Source organism: Borreliella bissettiae DN127, from assembly GCF_000222305.1.
Lineage (GTDB): Bacteria > Spirochaetota > Spirochaetia > Borreliales > Borreliaceae > Borreliella > Borreliella carolinensis.
In genome coordinates this window covers 65,263-89,690 of record NC_015921.1, presented here as the reverse complement: position 1 = coordinate 89,690, position 24,428 = coordinate 65,263, and the positions used below count along the sequence as shown (strand labels likewise).

The 24,428-nt window shown below is 27.1% G+C and carries 22 protein-coding genes; 8 read left to right on the top strand and 14 right to left on the bottom strand.

Annotation, left to right across the window (positions count from 1 at the left end; translation table 11 throughout):
- Positions 1-2: 2 nt before the first annotated feature.
- The 6 genes from BBIDN127_RS00445 (at position 3) to BBIDN127_RS00420 (ending at position 6,840) form a co-directional block, all read left to right on the top strand.
- Complete coding sequence (locus BBIDN127_RS00445) at positions 3-611, top strand: V-type ATP synthase subunit D (protein WP_014023349.1); 609 nt, start codon at positions 3-5, stop codon at positions 609-611.
- On the top strand, positions 608-2,434 hold the full coding sequence (locus BBIDN127_RS00440) for a V-type ATP synthase subunit I (protein ID WP_014023348.1): 1,827 nt from the start codon (positions 608-610) through the stop codon (positions 2,432-2,434). The genes BBIDN127_RS00445 and BBIDN127_RS00440 overlap by 4 nt, the downstream gene beginning before the upstream one ends.
- A gap of 16 nt (positions 2,435-2,450) precedes the next feature.
- Positions 2,451-2,885: an ATP synthase subunit K gene (locus BBIDN127_RS00435; protein ID WP_004790144.1), complete on the top strand. Its 435-nt coding sequence runs from the start codon at positions 2,451-2,453 to the stop codon at positions 2,883-2,885.
- Positions 2,886-2,956: 71 nt separating this feature from the next.
- Positions 2,957-3,937 carry a hypothetical protein gene (locus BBIDN127_RS00430; protein WP_014023347.1) on the top strand — a complete coding sequence of 327 codons (981 nt, stop codon included), beginning with the start codon at positions 2,957-2,959 and terminating at the stop codon, positions 3,935-3,937.
- A 31-nt stretch (positions 3,938-3,968) separates the two neighbouring features.
- Positions 3,969-5,768, top strand: a complete 1,800-nt coding sequence (gene lepA / locus BBIDN127_RS00425; protein WP_081462126.1) for a translation elongation factor 4 — start codon at positions 3,969-3,971, stop codon at positions 5,766-5,768.
- Positions 5,769-5,889: 121 nt separating this feature from the next.
- The gene (locus BBIDN127_RS00420) at positions 5,890-6,840 is read left to right on the top strand and encodes an L-lactate dehydrogenase (protein ID WP_014023345.1); all 951 of its coding nucleotides are present in this window, start codon (positions 5,890-5,892) and stop codon (positions 6,838-6,840) included.
- A 28-nt stretch (positions 6,841-6,868) separates the two neighbouring features.
- Here BBIDN127_RS00420 and BBIDN127_RS00415 read toward each other — a convergent pair whose 3' ends face one another.
- From BBIDN127_RS00415 to BBIDN127_RS00405, 3 genes are all read right to left on the bottom strand, one after another.
- Entirely contained in the window at positions 6,869-8,401 is a 1,533-nt protein-coding gene (locus BBIDN127_RS00415; protein ID WP_014023344.1) for a YifB family Mg chelatase-like AAA ATPase, read from the bottom strand.
- Complete coding sequence (locus BBIDN127_RS00410) at positions 8,398-8,823, bottom strand: iron-sulfur cluster assembly scaffold protein (RefSeq protein WP_014023343.1); 426 nt, start codon at positions 8,821-8,823, stop codon at positions 8,398-8,400. The genes BBIDN127_RS00415 and BBIDN127_RS00410 overlap by 4 nt, the downstream gene beginning before the upstream one ends.
- Positions 8,824-8,941: 118 nt before the next feature.
- On the bottom strand, positions 8,942-10,210 hold the full coding sequence (locus BBIDN127_RS00405) for a cysteine desulfurase (RefSeq protein WP_014023342.1): 1,269 nt from the start codon (positions 10,208-10,210) through the stop codon (positions 8,942-8,944).
- 183 nt (positions 10,211-10,393) lie between these two features.
- Between BBIDN127_RS00405 and BBIDN127_RS00400 the strand changes: the two genes are divergently transcribed.
- Positions 10,394-10,714, top strand: coding sequence for a hypothetical protein (locus tag BBIDN127_RS00400; RefSeq protein WP_014023341.1), 321 nt, complete (start codon positions 10,394-10,396; stop codon positions 10,712-10,714).
- Positions 10,707-12,002: a hypothetical protein gene (locus BBIDN127_RS00395; protein WP_044054921.1), complete on the top strand. Its 1,296-nt coding sequence runs from the start codon at positions 10,707-10,709 to the stop codon at positions 12,000-12,002. The genes BBIDN127_RS00400 and BBIDN127_RS00395 overlap by 8 nt, the downstream gene beginning before the upstream one ends.
- A gap of 10 nt (positions 12,003-12,012) precedes the next feature.
- Here BBIDN127_RS00395 and BBIDN127_RS00390 read toward each other — a convergent pair whose 3' ends face one another.
- The 11 genes from BBIDN127_RS00390 to BBIDN127_RS00340 form a co-directional block, all read right to left on the bottom strand.
- Positions 12,013-13,263 (bottom strand): ABC transporter permease, encoded by a 1,251-nt coding sequence (locus BBIDN127_RS00390; RefSeq protein ID WP_014023339.1) that lies wholly within the window; start codon positions 13,261-13,263, stop codon positions 12,013-12,015.
- Positions 13,260-13,940: an ABC transporter ATP-binding protein gene (locus tag BBIDN127_RS00385; protein ID WP_014023338.1), complete on the bottom strand. Its 681-nt coding sequence runs from the start codon at positions 13,938-13,940 to the stop codon at positions 13,260-13,262. The genes BBIDN127_RS00390 and BBIDN127_RS00385 overlap by 4 nt, the downstream gene beginning before the upstream one ends.
- Positions 13,941-13,944: 4 nt before the next feature.
- Entirely contained in the window at positions 13,945-15,195 is a 1,251-nt protein-coding gene (locus BBIDN127_RS00380) for an ABC transporter permease (protein ID WP_044054920.1), read from the bottom strand.
- Positions 15,196-16,224 (bottom strand): hypothetical protein, encoded by a 1,029-nt coding sequence (locus BBIDN127_RS00375; protein ID WP_014023335.1) that lies wholly within the window; start codon positions 16,222-16,224, stop codon positions 15,196-15,198. It abuts the gene before it with no gap.
- Positions 16,221-17,066, bottom strand: coding sequence for a signal recognition particle-docking protein FtsY (gene ftsY, locus BBIDN127_RS00370; RefSeq protein WP_014023334.1), 846 nt, complete (start codon positions 17,064-17,066; stop codon positions 16,221-16,223). Before ftsY ends, BBIDN127_RS00375 begins: the two co-directional genes overlap by 4 nt.
- A gap of 36 nt (positions 17,067-17,102) precedes the next feature.
- Positions 17,103-18,512, bottom strand: coding sequence for a hypothetical protein (locus BBIDN127_RS00365; protein ID WP_014023333.1), 1,410 nt, complete (start codon positions 18,510-18,512; stop codon positions 17,103-17,105).
- A protein-coding gene (gene prfB / locus BBIDN127_RS00360) for a peptide chain release factor 2 (RefSeq protein WP_144031424.1) occupies positions 18,494-19,571 on the bottom strand; the annotation gives its coding sequence in 2 pieces (ribosomal slippage) (positions 18,494-19,513 and positions 19,515-19,571; 1,077 coding nt in all). The genes BBIDN127_RS00365 and prfB overlap by 19 nt, the downstream gene beginning before the upstream one ends.
- A gap of 15 nt (positions 19,572-19,586) precedes the next feature.
- Entirely contained in the window at positions 19,587-20,147 is a 561-nt protein-coding gene (locus tag BBIDN127_RS00355; RefSeq protein ID WP_014023331.1) for a hypothetical protein, read from the bottom strand.
- Complete coding sequence (locus BBIDN127_RS00350; protein ID WP_014023330.1) at positions 20,144-22,462, bottom strand: RnfABCDGE type electron transport complex subunit D; 2,319 nt, start codon at positions 22,460-22,462, stop codon at positions 20,144-20,146. The genes BBIDN127_RS00355 and BBIDN127_RS00350 overlap by 4 nt, the downstream gene beginning before the upstream one ends.
- A gap of 7 nt (positions 22,463-22,469) precedes the next feature.
- Positions 22,470-23,942 (bottom strand): hypothetical protein, encoded by a 1,473-nt coding sequence (locus BBIDN127_RS00345; protein ID WP_014023329.1) that lies wholly within the window; start codon positions 23,940-23,942, stop codon positions 22,470-22,472.
- 15 nt (positions 23,943-23,957) lie between these two features.
- The gene (locus BBIDN127_RS00340; protein ID WP_014023328.1) at positions 23,958-24,419 is read right to left on the bottom strand and encodes a divergent PAP2 family protein; all 462 of its coding nucleotides are present in this window, start codon (positions 24,417-24,419) and stop codon (positions 23,958-23,960) included.
- Positions 24,420-24,428: the final 9 nt, after the last annotated feature.

The window sequence follows — 24,428 nt, the reverse complement described above, 5'->3', positions numbered from 1 at the left end:
TTATGTCTAAAATTAAATTAACCAAAAATGATCTTAAAAAGCAAAAAGATGAACTTAAAATGTTTAAGAGATATTTACCTACTTTGCAGCTTAAAAAGCAACAGCTTTATATGGAAATTGTTAAAATTGAGAATTCTTGTAGAATTAAAAAACTTGAGCAACAAAAACTTAAGGAGAGTATTTCTAATTGGATTTCTCTTTTTAGCGAAAAATTTCCTTTTGAGAGTTGGATTCAAGTAAAAACAGTAGTCCAAAAGTCTTTAAATATTGCAGGGGTTGCAATTCCTATATTCGATTCTATTGAATATGAAGAGATAAGGCATGACTTACTTTTTACCCCTTATTGGGTAGATAAAGGGATTGAAATTCTTAAAATTGTGATTCAAATTGATGTAGAACTTAGAATTTTAAAAAAACAGATTGATTTGCTTTTAAAAGAGTTTCGAGTAACATCTCAGAGGGTTAATTTATTTGAGAAAGTTATGATACCAACAGCTAAGGCTAATATAAAAAAAATTAATATATATCTTGGAGATCAGCAAACCGCGGCTGTTGTAAGAGGTAAAATTGCTAAATCTAGTTTGATAAAAAAAAATAGGAACAGCTTATGATTGTAAAAATGAAAAAAGTTTTACTTTTGACTTTATCAAAATATAAAAAAGAATCATTAGAGATTTTAAGAGACTTTGGAGCAGTTCACATTAATTCTTGCAGCAAGAATTCAGAGTCTTTGCAAAAAAGCATTGATAATAGGCGAATTTTAACACAAGCTTTTTCTCTGCTTAGAGAAGATGGAGGCGTTAAAGCTTTAAAATCTTCTAATGGAAATTTTTTAGATATTGCAAAAAGCATAGTCAATTTAGGTAATGAAATTAAAGAATTTCAAGACATTAAACGATCTTTATTGCATGAAAGGAATTTGATTTCTGTTTGGGGAAATTTTTCTTTAGAGAATATTGACAAATTGAAAGAGTCTAACATTTATATTCAATTTTTTAAAATTCAAAAAAGTGAATATAAAAATTTATTAAGAGACCCTAATGTTAATGTGTTTTTGATTAAAAACGTAAAAAACACTTCTTATTTTGTGAGTGTTGGTGAGTTTGAGCAAAAAATTGAAATTGCTGATGAGTTTAAGTTTAATTATGATCTTAATTATATTAATAATAAATTAAAGGTTGTTGATGAGATTTTAGATCAAAAATTGACTCAAATTTCTCTTTTTAATAAATATATTGATATTTTAAGAGATGAGATAAAAAATTACGATCAAATAGTAGAGTTTGAGCAAGTTTTAGCTGATATGCAAACCGATTTTGAGGATTTTTCGTATATTACAGGATTTGTTCCAGCTGAAAGTCAAGAATCTCTTAAAAGCGCAGTTTTAAAAGCAGGTTTTGCGGTGCAATTTGCAGATCCTGAAGAAAATGATATTATTCCAACTTATATAAAAAGAAAAGGAATTGCCAATTTGGCTGCACCTATTTTTAATATTTTAGAGACAATTCCTGGGTATAAAGAAAGGGATATAAGTTTTATCTTTATGTTATTTTTCTTTGTGTTTTTTGGTATGATCATAGGTGATGCGGCTTATGGAGTGATATTTTTTTTGATAGGAATTTTGCTTAGTTTGAGTTTTCTTTTTAAGGGCAAGCCCTTAACGCCAGTTCATGGGTTAATATTTTATCTAAGTGTATCATCGATACTTTATGGCGCCATGACTGGGACTTGGTTTGGTAGTCCTTTAATTCTTGAAATGTTTCCTATTTTAAATTCATTTAAAGTTAGTTATTTGACAGAGAAAAATAGTGTACAAAATATTATCTTTATTTGTTTTTCAATAGGAGTTTTGCAAATTTCATTAGCGCATGCTTGGAATTTTTTAAGACAAGTAAAAGAAAAGCCTTATATTCATTCAATTGCACAGATTGGTTGGCTTATGTGTATATTTGGACTTTATTATCTTGTTTTGAATTTAATACTAAGTCAATCTCGATTTCCCATGCATAATGCTGTTTATAATGTAATATATTTTGGTGTTGTACTTGTATTTGTTTTTAGTAAGCAAGATGGCTCAAATTTTTTCAAGTGTATATTGAAAAGTTTTGGGGGTATTATAGAGCAGTTTTTAACCACTGTTTCGGGGTTTGCAGATATAATATCTTATATTAGACTTTTTGCAGTTGGGCTTGCAGGACTTTCAATCTCAGCAAGTTTTAATACTATGTCAATACCTTTGTTAAAATCTTCTAATATTGGTTTTGTAGTAGTTGGAATTATTGTTATACTTTTTGGGCATGTTTTAAATATAATGTTATCTTTGCTTTCAGTAATTGTTCATGGAGTAAGGCTTAATATGCTTGAATTTTCAAACCATTTAGGGCAAGAATGGAGTGGATATGCTTATAAGCCTTTTAGAAAAATGAAAAAATAAATAAAAAGGAGTACTTATGGATATAGGTTTAATAGGAGTTAATTCAGCTTTAACAATCTCAGCAATAGGTTCTGCGTTGGGCATGGGGGCAGCAGGTAGTGCTGCTATTGGAGCATGGAAGAGATGCTATATGCAAGGAAAGCCAGCACCATTTTTATTGATCGTTTTTGTTTCAGCACCATTAACCCAAATAATATATGGATATATTTTGATGAACACATTATATGAGGTAATGATGCAGACAAATCCATGGTTGTTGCTTGGAGCTGGTCTTGGTGGTGGGTTTGCTATTGCTGTTTCTGGATTTGCTCAAGGTAAAGCAGCAGCAGGCGCTTGTGATGCATTTTCTGAGACCGGGAAAGGATTTGCTACATATCTATTAGTTTTAGGATTAATTGAATCTGTTGCTCTTTTTGTAATGGTATTCTTAATGATATTTAAGTTTGTTTAATTTTGATTTATTATTTCTTTTAATATTAAATTTTCTCGTAATTTATGAGTTAATTTAATATATTTATTATTATGAGAAATGTGGTTTTATTGTTTTTTGCTTTGCCTTTTTCTATTTTTTCGAATTCTTCAAGTAATAAAAATTTTCCGTATTGGATTTTACTTGAAAAAGGCAGGCAATTTCTTTATTCTAAATCTGAATTTAGTAAATCTAATCTTACACAGGCTATTAATTATTTGCAGGAAGCTTTGCTTAGAAAGGGCGTTTATCCTGAAGCCAGTTATTATTTGTCAGTAGCTTATGGTATGTCTGGCAATGCTATTCTTGAAAAATTAAACCTTTACAAGTCTTTTGAAGACAAAGATTATTTACTAGATGAATCTTTTGAAAAAAAAATACTTTTTTCTTTAGCTAAAATGGCTGAACTTGAGAATAATTATGTTGATACGATAGATTATTTGAATGACATATTAAACAAGTTTTCAACTAAAAAAGATTATTACAGTTATCATGATTATTCTCAGGGCGAAAGTAGTATGTCAAATAATGAATTTAATGTTTCATTTTATTTAACTTCTTATTTAAAACAAGTAAGAGGAGCTTTTGGTATTGATTTTACTTTTAATCTTTACAGATTTAAAAACTACAATGTTATTGATACTCATCAATTATTGTCAAAAGTTTATTTGCGCTTAAAAGCTTATGAACTTTCAATTACTCATGGACTTATAGCCGCAGTAGGAATTTTAACAAGAATGTATGATTATGTTTGTTATTATGAACCTGTGTATCAGTTTAGAAATTTAAGGTCTTTTGTTCAAAAAATTAATGAGTATAAGGCAATAAAAAATGCTTTTGAATCTACAGATTTTTGGGAAATAGTTTATAATGTTGCTGCTGCTACTTATGCATATTCTAATGGCGATTATAAATTTAGAGCAATAGATACTTGGAAATTAATAGTAGATCTTGCACCAGGATTTTCTCCTTATATTGCGAAATCAAGAAGTCAAATTAAAAATTCTGTATATTTTAAAAAAAATAATTTTTAAATCTTGACTTGTAGTTCAGGGGGGGAATAGTATTAGTATTCGTAAGAAAAACTTTTGCATTATTGCACACATTGATCATGGTAAATCTACATTAGCTGATCGATTTATTCAAAAGGCTAAAATAATATCCGATCGTGATTTTAAAAGTCAAATGCTTGACAGTATGGATATTGAGCGAGAAAGAGGAATTACAATAAAAAGTCAGGCAGTAACAATTACTTATAAAAGCAATGACGGTGATTTTTATGAGTTAAATTTTGTAGATACCCCAGGCCATGTTGATTTTTCTTATGAAGTCTCAAGAGCAATTTCATCTTGTGAAGGTGCTCTTTTATTAATTGACGCAAGTCAGGGAATACAAGCTCAAACAGTTTCTAATTTTTATATGGCTTTTGAGCATGATTTAGAAATTATTCCTGTTATTAATAAGATAGACCTTCCGAATGCTAATGTTGATTTTGTAAAAAAGCAAATAAAAAATGATTTAGGATTAAATGAAGAAATTGCTATTTTGATTTCTGCTAAGAATGGAATAGGAATTGATGATTTGCTTGAAGCTATTTGTAAGTACGTGCCATCTCCTAAAGGAAGTGTTAAGGCCCCATTAAGAGCATTAATTTTTGATTCACATTATGATTCTTATAGGGGGGTTGTTGTTCATTTTAGGATTTTTGAAGGACAAATCAAAACAGGCGATAAGATTAGGTTAATGCATACTAATAGCGAGCATTTAATTGAAGAGATTGGAATTTTTAAAATATCACTTGAAAGAAAAGATAATCTAGAAGCAGGAGATGTTGGATATTTTATTGCAGGAATAAAAAATATATCAGATGTGAAGATTGGAGATACAGTAACCCTTTGTGATTTTCCCGCATTATCTCCTCTTGAGGGATTTAAAGAAGTTAAGCCTGTAGTATTCTCTTCGGTGTATCCGGTTGATGCCAATCAATATGATGATCTTTTAAAGGCAATGGATAGATTAAAGCTTAATGATGCGTCGTTAACATTTGAAAAAGATTCATCATCGGCGCTTGGGCATGGTTTTAAATGCGGATTTCTTGGTCTTTTGCATTTAGAAGTTATTCAAGAGCGCATTGAGCGCGAATTTAATTTAAATGTGATATTGACTTCTCCTTCTGTTAGATACAAAATAATCCCTAAAAAGGGAGAGCCTTATTTTATTGAAACCCCTGAGCAATTTCCTGGAAATGAAGCTATTGAAAGCGTTCTTGAGCCTTATATTAAGGCTAATATTATTGTCCCTACAGAATTTTTGGGGAATATTATGAGTGTATGTTTATTAAAAAGAGGAGTGCAGACAAACTTGATTTATCTTGATACTAAGCGTGTTGAACTTATTTATAAAATGCCCCTTTCTGAAATCCTTTTTGATTTTTATGACAAGATTAAATCTGTAAGTCGCGGATATGCTTCTTTTGATTATGAACTTTTAGATTATGAATATACAGATTTAGTAAGATTAGATATATTAGTCAATGGAGATAGAGTTGATGCACTATCTCAATTGGTTTTTAAAGATATTGCCAGAACCAAGGCTATTGGGATTTGTAAAAAATTGAAAGATGAAATAGCAAGGCAACAGTTTAGAATAGCTATTCAAGGCGCTATTGGCTCTAATGTTATTGCTCGAGAGACAATCTCTCCCGTTAGAAAAGATGTTACTGCCAAGTGTTATGGTGGTGATATTACTCGCAAGAGGAAACTTTTAGAAAAGCAAAAAGAAGGTAAAAAGCGAATGAAGATGGTGGGAAATGTTGAAATTCCACAAAGTGCTTTTCTCGCGGTTCTAAAATCCAATGATAATTAAATTTGTTTTTAATTTTTAAAGTCATGTGATTGGCAAAGCCCTTGAAAATGGGATAGAATATTTTTATCATTACTTATTTAAAATTAGTTGTATGTAGTTTTAAATTTATATGGAGTAATTTATGCTTAAGTCTAATAAAGTTGTTCTTATTGGAGCTGGCGGAGTGGGTTCAAGCTTTGCTTATGCTTTGACAATAGACAATTCGCTTGTACATGAATTTGTGATTATCGATGTTAATGAAAATAAAGCAAAAGGTGAGGTCATGGACCTTAATCATGGCCAAATGTTTTTAAAGAAGAATATTAATGTATTGTTTGGAACTTACAAAGATTGTGCTAATGCAGATATTGTTGTAATTACAGCAGGGCTTAATCAAAAACCTGGTGAAACAAGACTTGATTTGGTTGATAAAAATTCTAAAATTTTTAAAGATATTGTAACTAATGTTGTATCTAGTGGTTTTGATGGTATTTTTGTAGTTGCAAGTAATCCTGTAGACATTATGACTTATGTTACAATGAAATATTCCAAATTTCCTATTCATAGGGTTATTGGTACTGGCACCATTCTTGATACTTCAAGACTTAGATATTTTTTAAGTGATCGTTTTAATGTAAACACTCAAAATATACATTCATATATTATGGGTGAGCATGGTGACAGTTCTTTTGCTACTTGGGATGAAACAAAAATAGCAATGAAACCTTTATCAGAATATCTTGCTGAAGGCAAAATAACCGAACCTGAGCTTGATGAAATTCATAAAAAGGTTGTGAATGCTGCTTATGAGGTGATTAAGCTTAAGGGGGCAACCTATTATGCTATTGGACTTGGTATTAAGAATATTGTAAATGCAATAATCGGAGATCAGAATATTATTTTGCCAATATCTTCTTATATCGATGGTCAGTATGGGGGATTAGTTAAAGATATTTATATTGGAGCACCTGCCATAGTTTGCAAAGAAGGAGTCAAAGAAGTTTTAAACTTTAAGATAAGCCCTAAAGAGCTTGAGAGGTTTAACAGTTCTGCTAATCAGCTTAAAAGCTATATCGATAAAATAGAATTTTAGTATAAAGACCCCTAAATATTGGGGGTTTTCATTTTTCAAGCATATTTTCTCCGTTTTTTCTGTGTTCAATTGCTTCAAGTAAGGCTTCTCTTGAAATGTTTTTTTCTTCCTTTAAATCGGAGATTGTTCTTGCAATTTTTAGTATTGAATGTGTTGCTCTTGAAGATATGTTGAGTTTGTTTAGAATGTAAATCAAATCATTTTTTAAGATTGCACTTAATTCGCAAAATTTTTCGATGTGATCGGCATTAAGATCGGAATTTTTATTTATGTTTGCAAAATTTTCGTATCTTATATTTTGAATATTTCTTGCTTTTATTATTCTTTTTTTTATTTCGCTTGAACTTTCGCTTGTTTCGCTGAATAATTTTTCATTATTAATTGCTCTTGTTGGAACTCTAATATCAATTCTATCAAGCATTGCCGCTCCAAGTTTTTTCCAATAATTTGAAATTTCTTGTTGTGAGCAAAAACAGTCTGTATTTTTTTTCCCAAGATTTCCACAAGGACAAAGATTCATTGCAAGTATTAGTTGGAAATTGGCAGGGTATTTGAATAATTTAGAACTTGCCCTTGAGATTGAAATTGATTTGTCTTCAATAGGTTCGCGCAAAGATTGTAAGATAGATTTTTTAAATTCCAAAGCCTCATCTAGAAATAATATTCCGTTGTGGGCAAGAGACACTTCTCCAGGCAAAGGATTAGGGCCCCCTCCGATTATTCCCTCTTTACTGGCAGTATGGTGAGGATTTCTAAAGGGTCTTTGTTTTATTATCTTGCTGTCTATTAATTTCCCCGATATTGACCATATTCTATTTGTTTCTATAAGCTCTTTGTTTGTAAGTGGAGGAAGAATAGATTGGGCGCATTTAATGCTAAGTGTTTTTCCGCTTCCAGGTGGACCAAATAGCATGATGTTATGTCCACCGGCAATTGCTATTTCAATTGCTCTTTTTGCTCTTTGTTGTCCTTTTATATTCTTAAAGTCGTAATCTAAAATAGAATCTTCTTCAATTTTTGATTGTTTGGTATTTGTTCTTGGAGGAAGTATATTGCCGTTTAATTGTTCTATGATTTTTATAGTTTCTTTTAAATCTTTAACACCCCAAATATTCAAGCCATCTATTAGGCGGGCTTCTTCTAAATTTTCAAAAGGAACTATTGCAAATTTTATTTCCTTCTCTTTGGCAAGAGCAATTGCTGGTAAAACTGCTTTTATTGATCTTATTTTGCCATCTAATTGTAATTCTCCCAATATTAAGATTTCTAAATTTTTATTATCTTTGCTTTCTTGGATTTTAATAATGCTAATAGCAATTGAAAGGTCAAAAGCTGTTCCAAGCTTTTTAATTCCGGCTGGTGCAAGATTTATTAATATTCTATCTTTAGGAAAATTAAAATTTGAATTCTTGATAGCTGATTTTACTCTTTCTCTTGATTCTTTAATTTCACTCCCAGCAAGTCCTACAATATCAATTCCAGAAATTCCTTTTTTTATGTCTATTTCAATCTCAATTAGTTCTCCTTCATATCCGATTGATGAGTGTGAATAGATTTTCATCTAATAGCTCTCCTTAAAGGCTTGTAGTTTTCCAAACTATCTTTTAATGATTTGTATGGCAGTAAAAAACAGTCTTTTCTATTTGTATTTGTAAATACGTCAAAAATTCTTAAACTTGTGTCAATTTCATCTAGATTTTTAAAATCATTGTTTATCACTTTTTGCACGAAATTTAGGATTTCGAGTTTTGGTTTGTTATTGCACAATTTATTTAAAGCGTTGGCGCTTGCAAGTAAAACTATGCATCCAGATGCATGATGTTTTAAATTAAATTGTCCATTATTTGTTTCTATTATTTGGAATAAAATTTTATCTCCACATTTAGATTGATGCTTGAAATTCTGGGTTGTTTCTACTTTTATTACGTAATTATTTACTTTACTAAGCCTTATTAATTCTTTTTTAGTTTTTTCAGTGAGCATAATTTAATTTTATTTTCTTTGATTTATTAAATCAATAATAAAAGATGGTCCTAAAATTAAAGTTAATCAAAAATCAAATTTTTGATTAACTTTGTTAAGATCTTTATTTTATAAATTTTTATGAAAGCTCTTTTATTACTTTTTTTAATCCCAATATAAAATTATCAATTTCTTCTTGAGTATTATAAAAATAAAAGCTAATTCTTAAAAGATGGTTTTTATTTAAATTTTCTGGGAAAAATGCTACATATGAACAAGTTTTTCCGGCTCTGGTTGCTATTCCCATTGTATCTAGATAGGTTTCAATATCGTGGGAGTGAATATTTTTTACTGTAAATGATATTATTGAATTTCTTTTAAGATTTGTATTTAATATAAATTCAACTTCATCAAGCTCTTGTAATTTTTTTACCCCATATTCGATTAACTGCTGATCATGCTCTAAAATAAAATCCATAGAAATATTATTGATATATTTTATTGCCTCTTCAAGCCCGACAATTCCTGCAATATTTGGGGTTCCTGATTCAAATTTATTAGGAGCATCAGATGATTTGAATTTAATTTTTTCATTTTCTATAAATATTTCTTCTACAGTATTTCCTCCCAATTTTGAGCTATGAAGTTTTTCAGCCATATTATTTGAAATGTATAAAATTCCTATCCCTGTTGGAGCAAGCATTTTATGTCCAGAAAATACCAAAAAATCACAGTCAATTTTTTTAACATCTATTTTTATATGGGGTGCCATTTGTGCAGCATCTATAAAAAGACATATATTGTATTTTTTTGCGATTTTTCCAATAGATTCCAAATCATTAATGGTTCCTAAGGTATTATTTATTCCTGAAATACTAATTAGTTTTGTTTTTTCTGTAATAAGTTTTTCAATTTCTTCAGGGGTAATAATTCCCATTTCATTGAACTTGGCTAATTTAATTGTTAAATTAGCCAAACTTGCAAGATTTACCCAAGGAAGCAAATTACTGTTATGCTCAAGAGTTGTAAGAATAATTTCATCTTTTTTTTTAAAGTATTTTGAGTAAAAAAATGAGCTTGCAATAGTATTGATTCCATCAGTAGTTCCAGAGGTGAATATTATATTTTTTGCAGATTCTGCATTAATGAAATTTTTCACAAGTTCTCTTGTTTTTTCTATCTTTATGCTCGATTGAATTGCAAATTTGTGCCCGCTTCTGTGCACATTTGCGTTGTAATTTTCATAATATTCAACGTTAGAATAAATTACGTTTTTGGGCTTTTGAGAAGTTGCTGCATTGTCAAAATAAATTATATGCTTATTGTCAAACTTTTTATTTAAAATAGGAAAATCTTTTCTTAAAAATTTAACCTTTTCGACATTGCTTTTTATTTGTTTGAAATCCATAATCCTTATAAGTTCCTTTGTATTAATTTTTAGCCTTTAATTATTATATCATTATTTTTTCCTTCACAAAAAAAGTTTAAAATGATTATTAATTAATAATCATTTTTTTTTAAATTCAAATTTATTTTTTTGTATAAATTTTGTTTATTGGTTATGTTTTTTGATTATGATATACTCGTTTATATGAAAGAAGTAATTTATAGGTTTGAAAAAGCCGAAGATTATAAATTAGTTCCTGTTAATAATATTTATGGGAATGTAACTAATACAGGAGAGATTTTTTGTGATCTTGTTTTTGAGTCCACAGAGATTTCTGAAGAGATTGCTTACACAAAAACTAAAGAAGGTGTTTTAGAAGAGGTTTCAAAAGAGCTTAAAAGTGGAGAAGAGGGGAAAATAGTATTAATCAACTCTTTTATAGGAATTTCTATTACAAAGACTACTGCTAGAAATATTGCTTATTGGCTTTTGAAAAAAGTTGATGAATTAGAAGACAATGAATAGTAAAACATCCGAAGATAGAATTAAGATTTATTTGTCAAAACTTAGGAAGTATAAAAACAAAATTTTAAGCACAAAGAGTATTAAAAATATTATTGAAGTATCAGATATTTCTGATAATGATATTGAAAATATAGGACTCCATTTTAAAAGGTCTTATGCGAGAGCAAAAAGATTTTTTGATATAGGCAAGATAGATATTGCTTTTAGAGAGCTTGAATCTATCTATTTTTATTCTCTTCACGACAAATCAATGTTTAGTTTATTTTTTTTTCTTTTTAAAGAAATTGCTGATAGGGTAAATACTAAAGAATCTAAAAAAAAAATGATTCATTTGACTTTGCAAGCAAAAGAATTCGGAATAAGAGATGATTTAGATTTAATCGACTATTATGAATTTAAGAAATCTAAGAACAGAATGTTAATTTTAGCTATAAGTTCTATTTTAATATTTTGTATTTCTTTGATTACTTACAGATCTTTTCAGAGTTTTATGGGTATGAATGGGAATGGTAAAATGGCTTTAAAAGAAAAATTTGCTCCTTCTTTCACATCGCAAGGTCTTCCCCCTATTACTATGGCTACTGATTTAGTAGTTGAAGCTGTTAATCTTATTTCTAGTCCCAAAGAGTTCTATTACATAGAACTAGAGGATGCTAAAGTTTTGGTGTTTGAAGATGCGCATTTGTATCAGCTTAAGGCGGGGGTTGTCTCAACAACGTATCCTGTTAAAAAGATTTCCTACAGAGTTACAGTTTACGATGATCTTGGCAAATCTGTGTTGAATCAGGTTTTTTCTAAAGAAAGTGATTTTTTTGCAAAATGGGGCAAAGATGTTTATATTCCAATTGATGTTATATCAAGTATACCAAGAGCTATCGATGTTAATCCTAAAAAAATAGTATTAGATATTATTGACATTGATTTTTTTGAAAATGTTGATGATAAAATTGGCGTAAATCTTGACTCAGATTCTTTTATATTAAAATTTAAATATATTGGAAATTATTTTCAAAAGTCTTTTGGGATTTATAAGGCAAATACTGTGATAGAAGTTTTCAATTCTTCAAAAGATATTATTAAAAATTTGGAGATTGAAATTGGTTATATTGATAAGGAGGGTAGGATCATTAGGTCTTTGCGACGCAAATTAATCTCTTCTGCTAATTCTTTTTTAAAATCTAAATCCAAGCAGAGTTTCACAATTAGTACGATTTTCCCAAATGAGATTTATCCTACAATTGAAAAGGATTTTTCTTCTATTAAAATTTATAATGTTATGATTAAATAGAGCTTTAAAACTATCTTAAGATTTCTTTTTCTTTTAGATTTGAGACAATGTTAAGCGGAATCAGTGTAGTCAAAATGTTTATCAACATATAAAGGCCAAGAAGTGTTAAGCTAAAGCCTAAGCTTAAATGTATTTGAAATTCAGATACGTAATATTCTGAGTTTAATATTTCAGAATTTTCTTCTCCAAATATTTTTAAAAAAAAATTTAAAACATTATCAACAAAGTTTATTAAATAAGATATTTTAAGTGTTAAATAATTTCCAATTATTATTCCAATTCCACAAAAGGTGGTGCTTAATGTGAGCGATATCAAAAGAAATATTATTTTTATGTTTAAATTATTCATTCCAATTGATTTTAGTATTGCAATTTTCTTTTTATTTTCAAAAATAAGCATTGAAAGGGACGAAGATATATTGATGCTTGCAAATATTATAATCAAAGCCATAATGAATATTAAAAGTTTTTTACTTATATCTAGATTATTGTATTTATTTGAGTAAAGTTCATAGAATGTTTTTATTTGGAATTCTTGAAATTCGGTTTCTAAATTCTGTTTTAAGATTTCATTGTTTTTTATGGAATTGGAATTTGTTTTAAGTCCAAGTATGCTTTTTGAAAATTTTTTTGACATTAAATTTTCGTTTTCAAAAGAAATCAACACCAAATTATTATCGATATCTTTTAATCCGGTTTCAATTATTCCCGAGATATTAAATTTTTTTATTCTGGGCATTATTTTGTTGTTTTTTGTATTTGGAATCAAAACATCAATTTTTTCATTAAGATTTAAATTAAGTTTATTTTTTATTTGATTTGAAATGAGTATAGAATTCTTTTTTAAATTTTTAGTACCTTTTATTAATTTTATTGATTTGTTTTCTAATATGAATTTATTTTCTATTGCTCTTATTAATACACCTTGTTTTTTATTATTTCCAATAATTCCATAAGTTCTTTTCTCAAAAAAATAATTCAAATCTTTGTAATTATAATTTTTTTTAAGAGAGCTTAATCTGTCTTTTAGATAATAAGTTATATTTGTATCGTTGTATTCTATTTGCATTGAAAATCCTTCACTTTCAATATATTTATTAATAGTAGAAGTCATAATGTTGCTAGACATATAGTAAACGATAATTAATGGGATCATTACTAAACTTAATGATATTCCAGAGCCTATTAAAGCTATTTTATTTGTTGAATTTTTAAAAATTAAATACGCAATTTTTATAATTTCTGGTAGCTTTAGTATCATATTTTTTTTAATGTCCTATCTTTGAATTCGTATTTTGAATCTGCTTTGTTTGCAAATTGCGGATTGTGACTAACTAGTATTAATGTTTTTTTAAAATTTTTTGCTGTATTGATAAGTAGATTTTCTACAGTTTTAGCTGTGCTTAAGTCTAAATTTCCCGTAGGTTCATCGCACAATATTATATTCGGTTCATTGATTAGTGCTCTAGCAATAGCAACTCTTTGTGCTTCGCCCCCTGAGAGCTCTGAAGGATAATGATTTGCTCTGTGTTCTATTTTTAATATTTTCATGAGATCGAAAGCTTTTTTATTTATTGTTTCTTTTGTTTCTTGGCCCGAGATAATTTGGGGTAAGATTATATTTTCAATTACACTAAATTCATTTATTAAATTATAATTTTGGAATATCAAACCTATTTCTTTGTTTTTGTACAAACTTAGTGTTTTTTCATTTGCATTTTTCAAAAATATTCCACACGATATTATTTCTCCAGAATCTATTTTGTCAATTCCTGAAATCATGTTAAAAAGAGTTGATTTTCCACAGCCACTTTTTCCTTGGATTGAAATAAATTCACCTTTTTTTACGGTTAAGTTTAAATTTTCTATTACTTGAATTTTTGTTTTATTTTTTTTATATGCTTTACAAAGATTTTTTATAATTAATACATTGTCCATTTTACTACCCATTAATAGTTTCAATGTTTTTTTGACTTCCAATTTTTTTTGTTGCTTTCACGCTTGAATAAATTGTAGAAAAGCATGCAAAGCAGAAAGTAAATGCCAAATCGCTTAAAAATAACTTAGGAGTAATTATATTTTTTACTATTTGTATTTTAATTCCATCTATTTTTAAAGCCAATATTTGATTTAAAAAATTTATTAAAGTGTTTATCAGATTGTCAATTATTTTTAAAATTTCATTTATATTTAAGGAAATTGAAATGCCAAGCACCAAGCCAAGAAATCCCCCTACAGTGCAGATTATTATTGAGTGAATAAAAAAAATTTGCTTTATTTTTTTTATTCTAAGTCCCATGGCTAATAGTATTAAAATAGCTTTATTTTTGTTTATTATTATTCTTTTTTGAAGATAATATGCATTAACGGCAATAATAATGAAAATGCTTGCTAAAATAATTAGCATCGTATTTCGTTCTATTTTCAATATTTTATAGAATTCTTTATTGTATTCATTCCAGGTTTTTGTTTTAATTTTCGGATTAATAGCCTTGATCTTTGCAATTAATTTATTACTTGGATTTAAATTTTTTGTTTTTACTTGGTAATTAATGCTAGAATTATGTAAAATTTTATTTTTAATGAAATAGTCTATATTCATGAAAATTAAAGTTTCATTTATTTTTGCATAATTACTTTTAAAAATCGATTTTATTTTAAAGCTTTTTATATCATTTTCTAGTGATATAAGTGTTTTTATTTCATCGGTTATTATTAATTCTAGCAGGTCATTTTCGAATAGGTTGAAATTGTGGGAGAGTACATTTCCAATGATTATTTCATTGTCTTTAAGATCTAGATCATCTTTTTTAAGTCCTGTAAATGAAATAAAATTTTGGTCTTGTTTGAGATCTTTAATATCAACGGCAATGATATTTAAAATAGTTGGATAATAATAATTTTGAATTCCAATGCCTTGTGTTTCGTATATTTTATTTATATGTTTTATTCCCTTAATCTTTTTAATTTCTTTGATTTCTTCTTGAGTAAGTTCATTTTCTATTTTTAAGTTTCCACTTTCCACATTTGTAATGCTGAGAAAAAAATCATTTTGAAAACCATTCATGATTGATATTGTTAGGATAATTATTATTTCACCTAAGGCAATGCTTAATATTATTACAATTGTAAGGGCTAGGCTATTTTTTTCTTCTAGTATTAATTTTTTAAGCAAAAAATTTCTTATACCCATTTAATTTATTCCTACTGGTTTTTTTTCGGTGACTTTTCCGTTCTTGTGTTTTACCCTAAGAGCAGGTTTTTTATTGTAGTAAATTTCTTCTTCATATTCATTATCATTGTGGTATTCGGTTTTTAGATAAATTATATCGTTCTCATAAATTTTTTTGCTTTTTAATTGATTGTCTTTGTTATATTCGTATTCAATTTTAGTATTGGTGTATTGGTCTTTATCCTTTTCTTTAGTGTTTTGAAAAATTATCAGATCAGATTCGTTGTATTGAAAATCATTTATTTTTATAAGTTCATTATTTTTATATGTTTCTTCTTTAATCAGATTGTTTGTCTTGTAGGTAGATATGATTTTTGTATTCTCTTCTTCAAAGGTATTTACCATTTCTCCTTCATCTAGATATTGGTTTTTTTCTTTGGATTTTATTTTATTATTAACAATTATTGTACTGTTTGAATTTCTTTTTTTGTCATCATATTTTATCACTTTTGTTGTTGCTTTTTTGATGTCAAAGTATGTAGATTTTATGTCCCCATTAATTCCATAGTTCCAAATTTGAAAATTTGATCCCGTTATTTTTAGTAATTTGCCATTTTCATCTTTAGAATAATATATTAATTTTGGGTTTTGGTGTATTGTTTTTAAATTTTTAGATATTAAGTTCCCGTTTTCATAAAAGTAATTTGCTGTTTCAAGAATTTTTCCTTTGTTGTCATATTCAATTTCTTGTATTTTGTTATTTAAATTGTCGTAAACCTCTTCGGTTTTTTTTGTATCTTTTGTATCATAGTATGTAATTTTTTTTGTGTTTTCTGTGATTTGAATTGTTTTGTATTTTATTAAGTTATTTTCTTTGTATAAGTAGAGCTTTTCGGTATCATCAATAGAATAATATTCAATGTAAAAACCTGTTTTTGGTTTTTCGTTTAATTTTTGATATTTATTGAAAAATGCATCAGATGCAAAATAGCTTTTTGCATAAATAATTTGTGGTATAAATAGAAGAAGTATTAATTGTTGTTTTTTCATAGTAATTTATTAAGATATTCATTAATATCAAATTCTTTAATATCTTTTAGTTTTTCTCCAAATGTAGTAAAGTATATGGGCTTTTCAATAATTTTAGAAATATTTATTATTGTGCCTGCTCTTGAAGATGAATCAAGTTTCGTGATTATTATTCCGTCTATTTCTATTGCTTTATTAAAAATTTCTGCTTGGCTATTTGCATTTTTTCCGATAGTAGAATCTATTACAAGTATTTTTTGGTAATTGATGTTAGTGTTTTTTATTTGCTTTAATATTACATTGTTTATTTTTTGAAGCTCTTTTATTAAATTTTCTTTATTTTGCAATCTTCCGGCTGTGTCAATAATTAGTGCATCGTAATTTTTAAGCTTGGCGCTTGAAATGCTGTCGAATATTACAGCTGATGGATCGCTTCCTTGGTTTTGAGATATTACTTTGATCCCGATTTGTTTTCCATAAATTTTCATTTGTTCAATTGCAGCTGCTCTGAATGTATCGGCGGCCGATATTAAAATATTTTTGCCTTCATTTTTTAATTTATTTGCAAGCTTTGCTATGCTTGATGTTTTTCCAATTCCATTTATACCAACTATTAGCAAAATGTTTAGTTTGTTATTTTCTAGAGTAAATTTTTTTGTGTTAATATAATTACTTAAAAGTTCTTTTAGTTTTTCAATAATGGTTTTTTCAGTTTTATTTTTTTCTTTTGTTAATTTATTTATTATTTCTATTACAATTTCATTATTAATGTCTGACTCTAATAAAATGTCTTCTAGATTTTCAATAATATTTTCTTGTTGTTTGTTTTTAAATAAATTTTTTATTTTTTCTAAAATGCCCAAAAGTTTGTTCTCCTATTTTATTTCAGATTATTAAGGCTATTCTCCCATATTTGCTTCTTTAATATATTCTACTAAATGAGTTATTAATGAGATAAAGCTGCCAATAGTTAAAGTGATGCCCGCTCCAAATAAAAATGTTGCAGTCATTTGTTCTGCTTTTGCCATATAAACATCCCCTGCTGTTAATCTTTTGTTAATAAAGTGATTGCCTGTTATCGTGTAAAGTTTCTCTGAATTGTTAAGTAATGTTCCTGCGAAAATGGTTCCTATTGTGCTTAATGTAAAAACAGCCAAATTAACATAAAATTTATCTCTTGTGTCGATAAGTCTATTTTTGTTAGTTTTTATCATTTCTATTTCTACTTGATCTTCTTCTTTATTTATTAACTTGAATTTATCTTTATACCCTTTAGATTTAAGCAAAATGATATCTTGATTTTCGGGTTTTTCAATTTCAATTGGGGTTTCACCCATAAATATGCCTTTTTTAAAAACTTTAGATTGTATATTGCTCGTAATTGATACTTTTTTAGAGGTTGTTCTTTTTAAATCAATATTTAATATTATTGAATCTGCATTTTTTACCATTCTTTTAATAGAGTAGTTTTCAAAATTTGTACTTGTGATTTGTATTTCAATTTCTTTGTTTGGGAGTTTAGAAATGTCAAAAATATTATCGTAATAGATTCCTTTTGAAACAAATTTTTCATTTATATAGATTTTTGCATCTGGGTTATTTTTTACGTTAATGTTGATTTTTAAAAATTCTCTACCCAATATTTCTTTAAAGCTGTGTTTTGTTATTTGATCTGCAATATCATTAACGGAAGATGATGTTTTAAATACTGCTTTTTTAGTATCAATTTTCTCAGGAGTGATGTTGCTAATTTCTAGTAAATAATAATTTTCTATTTTTTTCAGGTCAATATAGTTAATAAAAAATAATTTTTCTCTTATAAAAAATTCTTTATTTAAATTTGATATATTTGTTTGTTCTTCGATTTTTTTATGTTTTACTTTTAGTTTGTTTAAATTGTTAAAATATTCTTCAAATTTTTTTTGTTTACTATTAATATTTTGAATATCTTTTTTAAGATCATCAATTTTGGTTTTGGTGCTATGCTTTTCTTTTGCGGTTATTATGTTTTGAAGTTTTTTTTTGTCCATTTCTTTTTTTAATTTGCTAATTTCAAGCTCTGTTTTTATTATATCTTGGTTTATATAAATGTCTTTAATTATGTTCTTGTCATCATTGTTTACTATATGTTCTGTTATTTTATCATAGATTTTGTCCAATTGTTTTTCAATTCCTTTTTTAAGATCAATATTTTCTTTTTTTGTATTAACGATATAGGAAAAGTTGTACTCAATATTACTTTGAGAATGTATTTTGCATATTGCAAAGACTAGCAATGGTATTACTAGCTTTAGTTTAAGTTTTTCCATTTTAGATACTCTTCTATGAAATTGTCTATATTGCCGTCCATAACTGAAGTGGTGTTTGAATTTTCAAATTTTGTTCTGTGATCTTTTACCAAATTGTAAGGTTGGAATACGTAAGATCTTATTTGGTTGCCCCAAGAAATTTCTTTTTTTGTGTCTTGCTTGGATTTATTTTTTTCTTCTTCTTTTCTCTTATAGTATTCGTAAAGTTTTGATTTTAAAACTTTCATTGCCAAGTCTTTGTTTTTGTGTTGGCTCCTATCGCTTTGAGATTGAGTTACTATTCCTGTTTCAATGTGAGTTATTCTTACAGCAGAGGATGTTTTGTTGACGTGTTGTCCTCCAGCTCCCGAGGCTCTGTATGTATCAATTCTTATGTCTTCTGGTTTGATTATTATTTCTATTTTGTCATCAATAACAGGGTCAACAAATACGGATGCAAAAGAGGTGTGTCTTTTTTTAGCAGCATCAAAAGGAGAAATTCTTATAAGACGATGTATTCCGACTTCACTTTTTAATAGCCCATAAGCATATTCCCCTTTGATTTCTATTGTAACAGATTTAATTCCACCTTCTGCTTCAAGTAAATCAATAAGTTCTGTTTTGTATTTTTTCCTCTCGGCGTATCTTGAATACATTCTGTAAAGCATTGCAACCCAGTCACATGCTTCAGTGCCTCCAGCTCCAGAATGAATAGTTAAAAAAGCATTGTTTGCGTCAAGCTCTTCTTTGAAGTAAGAAATTGTGAGTAAATCTTTGTATTGTTTTTCAAGTGCATTAAATTCGATTTCCAAGCTGTTAGTGTCTTTTTCATTTTCAACAATTTCACACAAATCGCTTAAGTCTTTTATTTTATTTATTAGCTCTTCCCACGGAACAATTTTGTTTTTCAAAATACTTTGAGCCTTAATTACTTCTTGAGCTCTTTTAGGATCATTCCAAAAATTTTTTTGGTTTATTTCTTTTTCATATTTTTCGATTTTAGATTGAATTTCATTTTTGTCAAAGCTTCCCCCAAATGTCTTCGGCCTGTTTAAACAATGTATTTATTTTTTCTTTCATTTTTATTTCTCGCTATTATTGATTGTATATTAATATAATTATATTTGGAATTAAAGATATAATAAACATTATAAAAAAATATATTGGTTCGTTTTCCAATATATTGATTTTAGGGTTTTTGTCAAAGTTTTTTTTTACCGATGTTATTGAGATTAAAGCGATTAGTATTCCAAGTGCAGATAGAATAAGTATTTCTAATCCTTCAAAAAATCCGTTGTTCTTATCAAGCGCAAAGAATGTTATTGCAATTAAGCTGCTATTTGAAAGCATGAAATCGTTTGAATAATTTGATTTTTTGTTATAAACAATAAATATATCATTTAATGCTTTAAATGATAATATCAACACGTAAATTAAAATTACATAAAAAATTGGCATTAAGAACAGTAAATTATTCTTTGTAAACAGTTTGTAAAGATAAAACGATATTGAATATATTAATAAAGAAGTAATTGTTATTATGACGTATCTTTTTATTAAGGCTACATTGTTTTTTATTTTTATGTCCTCAAGTCCAACAAAGTGTATTAAAGTTAAATTGTTAATAATCAAGTATGTAATTAAATTACTGGTCATAATTTTATTATATCCTTTTCATTTTCAAGAGGATTTTTGAGTGCTTTTTCTTTATTTGTTTTTAAAATATGCATTATTTTTTTAATTTTTAAGGTTAAGCTATACTTTTTTGTTAAGTTTGAGCTTATTTGTAAGATAAAAATAGATATTATGATCGACAAAGTTTCAAAAGGAATATGACTTAATGTAAAGAAATATATAAATGCCAATATTGATCCATAGAGTATTTGCTCAAATTTAAAGTGTGGCGTTATTTGCAATTCTGTTGCCATTGTAAATATTAACAGCATTGGGATTGGAGAAATAAGCAGTGTTAGCATATCGGAGCTGATGTGGCTTAGCATTCCTATATTATGTGCTGTATATGAGATTACCATCAGGCTTATATAAAATGATAATGGTATTAATTTGTTTATTATATATTTGCCAACTATTAACAAGAGTCCAAAATAAAGCAAAAGAGGAGATATTTTTTTTTCGTTGTTAACTCCCAAAAAACTTTCAATATGAAATCTTGTTACAATTATATTAAAAACAGAAAAAATGTTTTGATTTACAAAGTTTTCAATTGCATCTATTTTTTTGTTTTCATATCTTGTTAAGGTATTTAAACTTTTTAAATTTTTTGTGTTTGGATGTTTTTCAATTATTTCATTCCAGGTTGGAATTATTGAATTTGAATTTTTAATTTCCTCTTGATAGGTTTGCTTAAAACTTACTGGGAAATTTAATACAAAAAACATAAAAGAAATTAATATGGGGTTTGCTAAAAATGCTGATAGTCTGAAAAAGTAAAAGAATACTAAAAAAGTAAATAATAAGGAGGTTATTTTTAGTGTAATTTCTAAATCCAAAGGCAATATAATGCTCATCATTAAGGCGGCGTAAACAAAAAAAGACAAGCATTTGTAATTAATTTTTAGCATTATTGGTATATAGACTACTACACTAATAAATATTAACAGTAAAGTGTCTGTCATGAATTTTGTGTTATTTAAGAAAGAAAATATCAGGCTAGGTGATAGTGATAGTATAATAGCAAAGTATATGTCTTTTAAATTGTTTTCGGTGTATACTACCTCATTTATTAGACTTTCATTTAGAATTTTGCCTTTAATTTCTTTTTGAACCTTATGTATTTCTTCTTCAACTTCTTTTTCTGTATAATTAAATATTTTTAATTTGCTGTTATTATTAATTTTTTCATTCTTTAAGAATGAAAAAATAATATTTTCCATTTGCAATGGCGAAAAACTGGACATAAAAAATGCTTTAATTTTGTCATATATTGACTTTTTCTTTAATATGGTGAGGCTATAAATATCTCTTGTTATTGGTATGTTTAATGTATTGATTCTTATTTTATTTGCTGGGTTGTTTAAAAAAATTTCATATTTTTTTGTATCAATTTTTTCATTTATTAGCTGACTGAAAGAAGTTCCAATTTTTACTTTCAGTATTCTGCTTTTTATTTTTTTATTTCCATTTATAGCTACAAATTTTTCTTTATAAGGATTGTTATTTTTTATGACAAGGTTTGCATTGTATAGATCTTCAATATTTGCTAATAAAATATTATTGTGGGGGTTTATATCGTCTTTTGTATTTTTATTGTTGTATAAAAAGTGCATTATCATTTCGTGATTTGTATAAGGATATGCATTTTCTAAAGATTTAATTTTTATTTTTCTGTTTTTAAAAATACTCAATTTTTCGAATTCTTTTTTAAGTTTTTCTTTATTTGATATTATTATTATTTCTTTGAATTTAAATATTTTGTCGATTATTTGGAATCCTGAAAAAATTTCTTCTAATTTTTCTGCCATCAGTGCTTCTGAAATGTTTGTAAGTATATCTTTCCCATTGGTTAATAAAATCATTTTGTCTATTTTTTTGCATTTGTTTATGAATTGAAATAAAGAATTTTCGTTAAACCAAGGAATTCCCAGTTGAATTAATTTTTCCAGGATCTTTTCTCTTGAGGTCCCCTCTTCAATTGGTTTTTTTTCGGTTTTTATTTTTCCTTGAAATTTGATTAATGCTGATTTTAATTTTTTTCCATCTGGAAAGTTGGCTGTGTATATTTTCTCTACTATTCCAGATATTGGAGAGTATGTGTATAGCTCTATGTTTGAGTTTTTAGATAAAATTTGATTTTCTTCTATTTTTTGTTTTTCAATTATGTATATTATGGATTTTGAATTTTCTGTTTCAAGGGGTATTAGGGCATATTCAGGTATTTGAATTTCATTAATGTTTATCTCGTATTTATTGTATTTTTTAAAAATTGCTTTTACTTTTTCTAAGTCTAGCATTAGCTATTTATCCTTGAATATATTTTTTATAGGTTTTTTCATTTATGTTTAAAAGAATTGTAAATCTTATTGCTTTAAATAGGAATAGTAATACAAAGAAGGGTAAAGAGGAGAAGAAAAGTATTTTGTAATTTTTTTTATCTGTGTTTATATTATTCTTGTTTTCTTTATATATTAGGATTGGATTTTTATTTTTTAAAAACAGACTTGCAAGATCTTTTTTAAGAATTTCATCAATAAATGATTTGTCTACTTCGTAAACAGTTTTAGGATTAATTTCTATCTTGCCGTTTTTGATTTCAAAGTAATTTTCTTTTATATCTTTAGGAATTTTTCCATATTTAGCAGTAAGATTGTATCTTAGTTCATTTTGATAGAGAATGTGGGACAGGTATCCTATAATATTGGGTATGTCTTTGTTGTATCCTAGCATTATATAAATATTGTTAGGATTTAAATAATCAAAGTAATTTAATTTTTTACTGTAAAGGTAATTAATGTTTTTATAAGAATTTAGCATATAGCTTGAATAAGCAAAAGGAATTAATGAGAGTGTAAATAGCAGTAGATGTATTGCTATTTTTGACTTTAAAGTTTTTTTCCTTTCTATTTTTCTCTCTTTAATTTCGATTGGAAATAAAAATGCATCTTTAAAATTGCTTTCTGTTTTGACCCAGCTGAAAATTAAAAAAATGCAAAGAGTTGGTATTGCAACAAATGCAATAAAAGTGGGGTCAATATTTATAGCAAAAAAGGTTGTGATTGTAATGAAATATAGGGTTGTGAATATAAATAAAAATAATAAGTGTTTTATTTTTGTCATTAGTGTTAAAAAATTTATTTCTTTTAAATATATTTTATTATAATTTTTGTTAAAATTGCTGATTATTGAAAATAGCAAATAAGAGAGAACTGTAAATGGATAAAAGTACATTATTTCTTTACTTATTATAAAAATAAGAGATGAAATTAATAGAAAAATTAAAGTAAATATAGAGTTTGTTGGGTCTAAAAAAATTAATAAAATTATTATGATTAGAAATATTATGCCTGAAAGAAAATTAATTTTTGTTTTGTGGTCAAGAGAATGCATTTCGGCATTAATGTTGAGTTCTTTTTTTAGGTTTTTAAAATTTATGGTTTTGAACCTGTTTTCAACATAAAGAAGTTTTTTATGTTCTATATTGAAAAGATTGGGGAGTTTTTTTAAAAATATACTTTTTCTCAGGTCAAGATTGTTAAGTTTGTTTATCTCATTTATTGTGATTTTTTTATTTTCGGGGAAGTCTAAAATGTCAATTTTTGTTGTGTATTCTGAGATTGTTTTGTATCCTAGTGAATTTATATATTCATTGGCAGTTTTTAGATCATTTTCATTTTCGAAGTATAAAGGTTTGTAGTCTCCAAATTGAGCTACATTGCAGGAAGTGATAAGTGGTATTGTTGTAATTAAATATAAAAAACCTAAAAAAAGCACCATTTATTTTTTCCTATGCTAAAAATAGCACACAATATATGCAGAGGCTATTCCTATTATTATGCCCGTTAGAACTTCTTTCTTTTTATGCCCCTTGACCACTTTTATTTTTGTTGTGTCAATTTTTATTTCTTTTTTTAATTTTTCTGATAATGCATTCAAATATTCTGCTTGAACTCCAGACATGTATCTTACGCCGAAAGAATCTCTTATTGTAATGAGGGCAAATGCAAGAGCTATTATAAAATTTGTATTTATTCCTTCAGTTAGTGCAATTGAGGTTGAAAGAGCGGTAACTGTTGATGAATGACTGCTTGGCATGCCCCCCGTTTCTAGAAAAATTTTTTTTAAAAGATGTGCGGGAGTTAGTTTTAACTTTCTTGTTTTTGCGGTTTGAATGCCGTATTTAATCACTTGAGCAGAAATTCCTGATACAAGACAAGATAAAAAAAGATCATTGGTAAGTAATGCCCTTATCATTATTAAGCC

Coding starts and splice junctions, on each gene's coding strand:
- BBIDN127_RS00350 (WP_014023330.1), bottom strand. CDS start 22,462: ATGCTAGACTTAGAAAAAGTAAAAGCAATTTTTAAAAAATACAATAAA.
- BBIDN127_RS00345 (WP_014023329.1), bottom strand. CDS start 23,942: ATGGTGCTTTTTTTAGGTTTTTTATATTTAATTACAACAATACCACTT.
- BBIDN127_RS00435 (WP_004790144.1), top strand. CDS start 2,451: ATGGATATAGGTTTAATAGGAGTTAATTCAGCTTTAACAATCTCAGCA.
- BBIDN127_RS00400 (WP_014023341.1), top strand. CDS start 10,394: ATGAAAGAAGTAATTTATAGGTTTGAAAAAGCCGAAGATTATAAATTA.
- BBIDN127_RS00405 (WP_014023342.1), bottom strand. CDS start 10,210: ATGGATTTCAAACAAATAAAAAGCAATGTCGAAAAGGTTAAATTTTTA.
- BBIDN127_RS00365 (WP_014023333.1), bottom strand. CDS start 18,512: ATGGAAAAACTTAAACTAAAGCTAGTAATACCATTGCTAGTCTTTGCA.
- BBIDN127_RS00355 (WP_014023331.1), bottom strand. CDS start 20,147: ATGACCAGTAATTTAATTACATACTTGATTATTAACAATTTAACTTTA.
- BBIDN127_RS00440 (WP_014023348.1), top strand. CDS start 608: ATGATTGTAAAAATGAAAAAAGTTTTACTTTTGACTTTATCAAAATAT.
- BBIDN127_RS00395 (WP_044054921.1), top strand. CDS start 10,707: ATGAATAGTAAAACATCCGAAGATAGAATTAAGATTTATTTGTCAAAA.
- BBIDN127_RS00415 (WP_014023344.1), bottom strand. CDS start 8,401: ATGAAAATCTATTCACACTCATCAATCGGATATGAAGGAGAACTAATT.
- BBIDN127_RS00340 (WP_014023328.1), bottom strand. CDS start 24,419: ATGATAAGGGCATTACTTACCAATGATCTTTTTTTATCTTGTCTTGTA.
- BBIDN127_RS00380 (WP_044054920.1), bottom strand. CDS start 15,195: ATGGGTATAAGAAATTTTTTGCTTAAAAAATTAATACTAGAAGAAAAA.
- BBIDN127_RS00420 (WP_014023345.1), top strand. CDS start 5,890: ATGCTTAAGTCTAATAAAGTTGTTCTTATTGGAGCTGGCGGAGTGGGT.
- BBIDN127_RS00385 (WP_014023338.1), bottom strand. CDS start 13,940: ATGGACAATGTATTAATTATAAAAAATCTTTGTAAAGCATATAAAAAA.
- BBIDN127_RS00375 (WP_014023335.1), bottom strand. CDS start 16,224: ATGAAAAAACAACAATTAATACTTCTTCTATTTATACCACAAATTATT.
- BBIDN127_RS00445 (WP_014023349.1), top strand. CDS start 3: ATGTCTAAAATTAAATTAACCAAAAATGATCTTAAAAAGCAAAAAGAT.
- BBIDN127_RS00390 (WP_014023339.1), bottom strand. CDS start 13,263: ATGATACTAAAGCTACCAGAAATTATAAAAATTGCGTATTTAATTTTT.
- BBIDN127_RS00430 (WP_014023347.1), top strand. CDS start 2,957: ATGAGAAATGTGGTTTTATTGTTTTTTGCTTTGCCTTTTTCTATTTTT.
- BBIDN127_RS00410 (WP_014023343.1), bottom strand. CDS start 8,823: ATGCTCACTGAAAAAACTAAAAAAGAATTAATAAGGCTTAGTAAAGTA.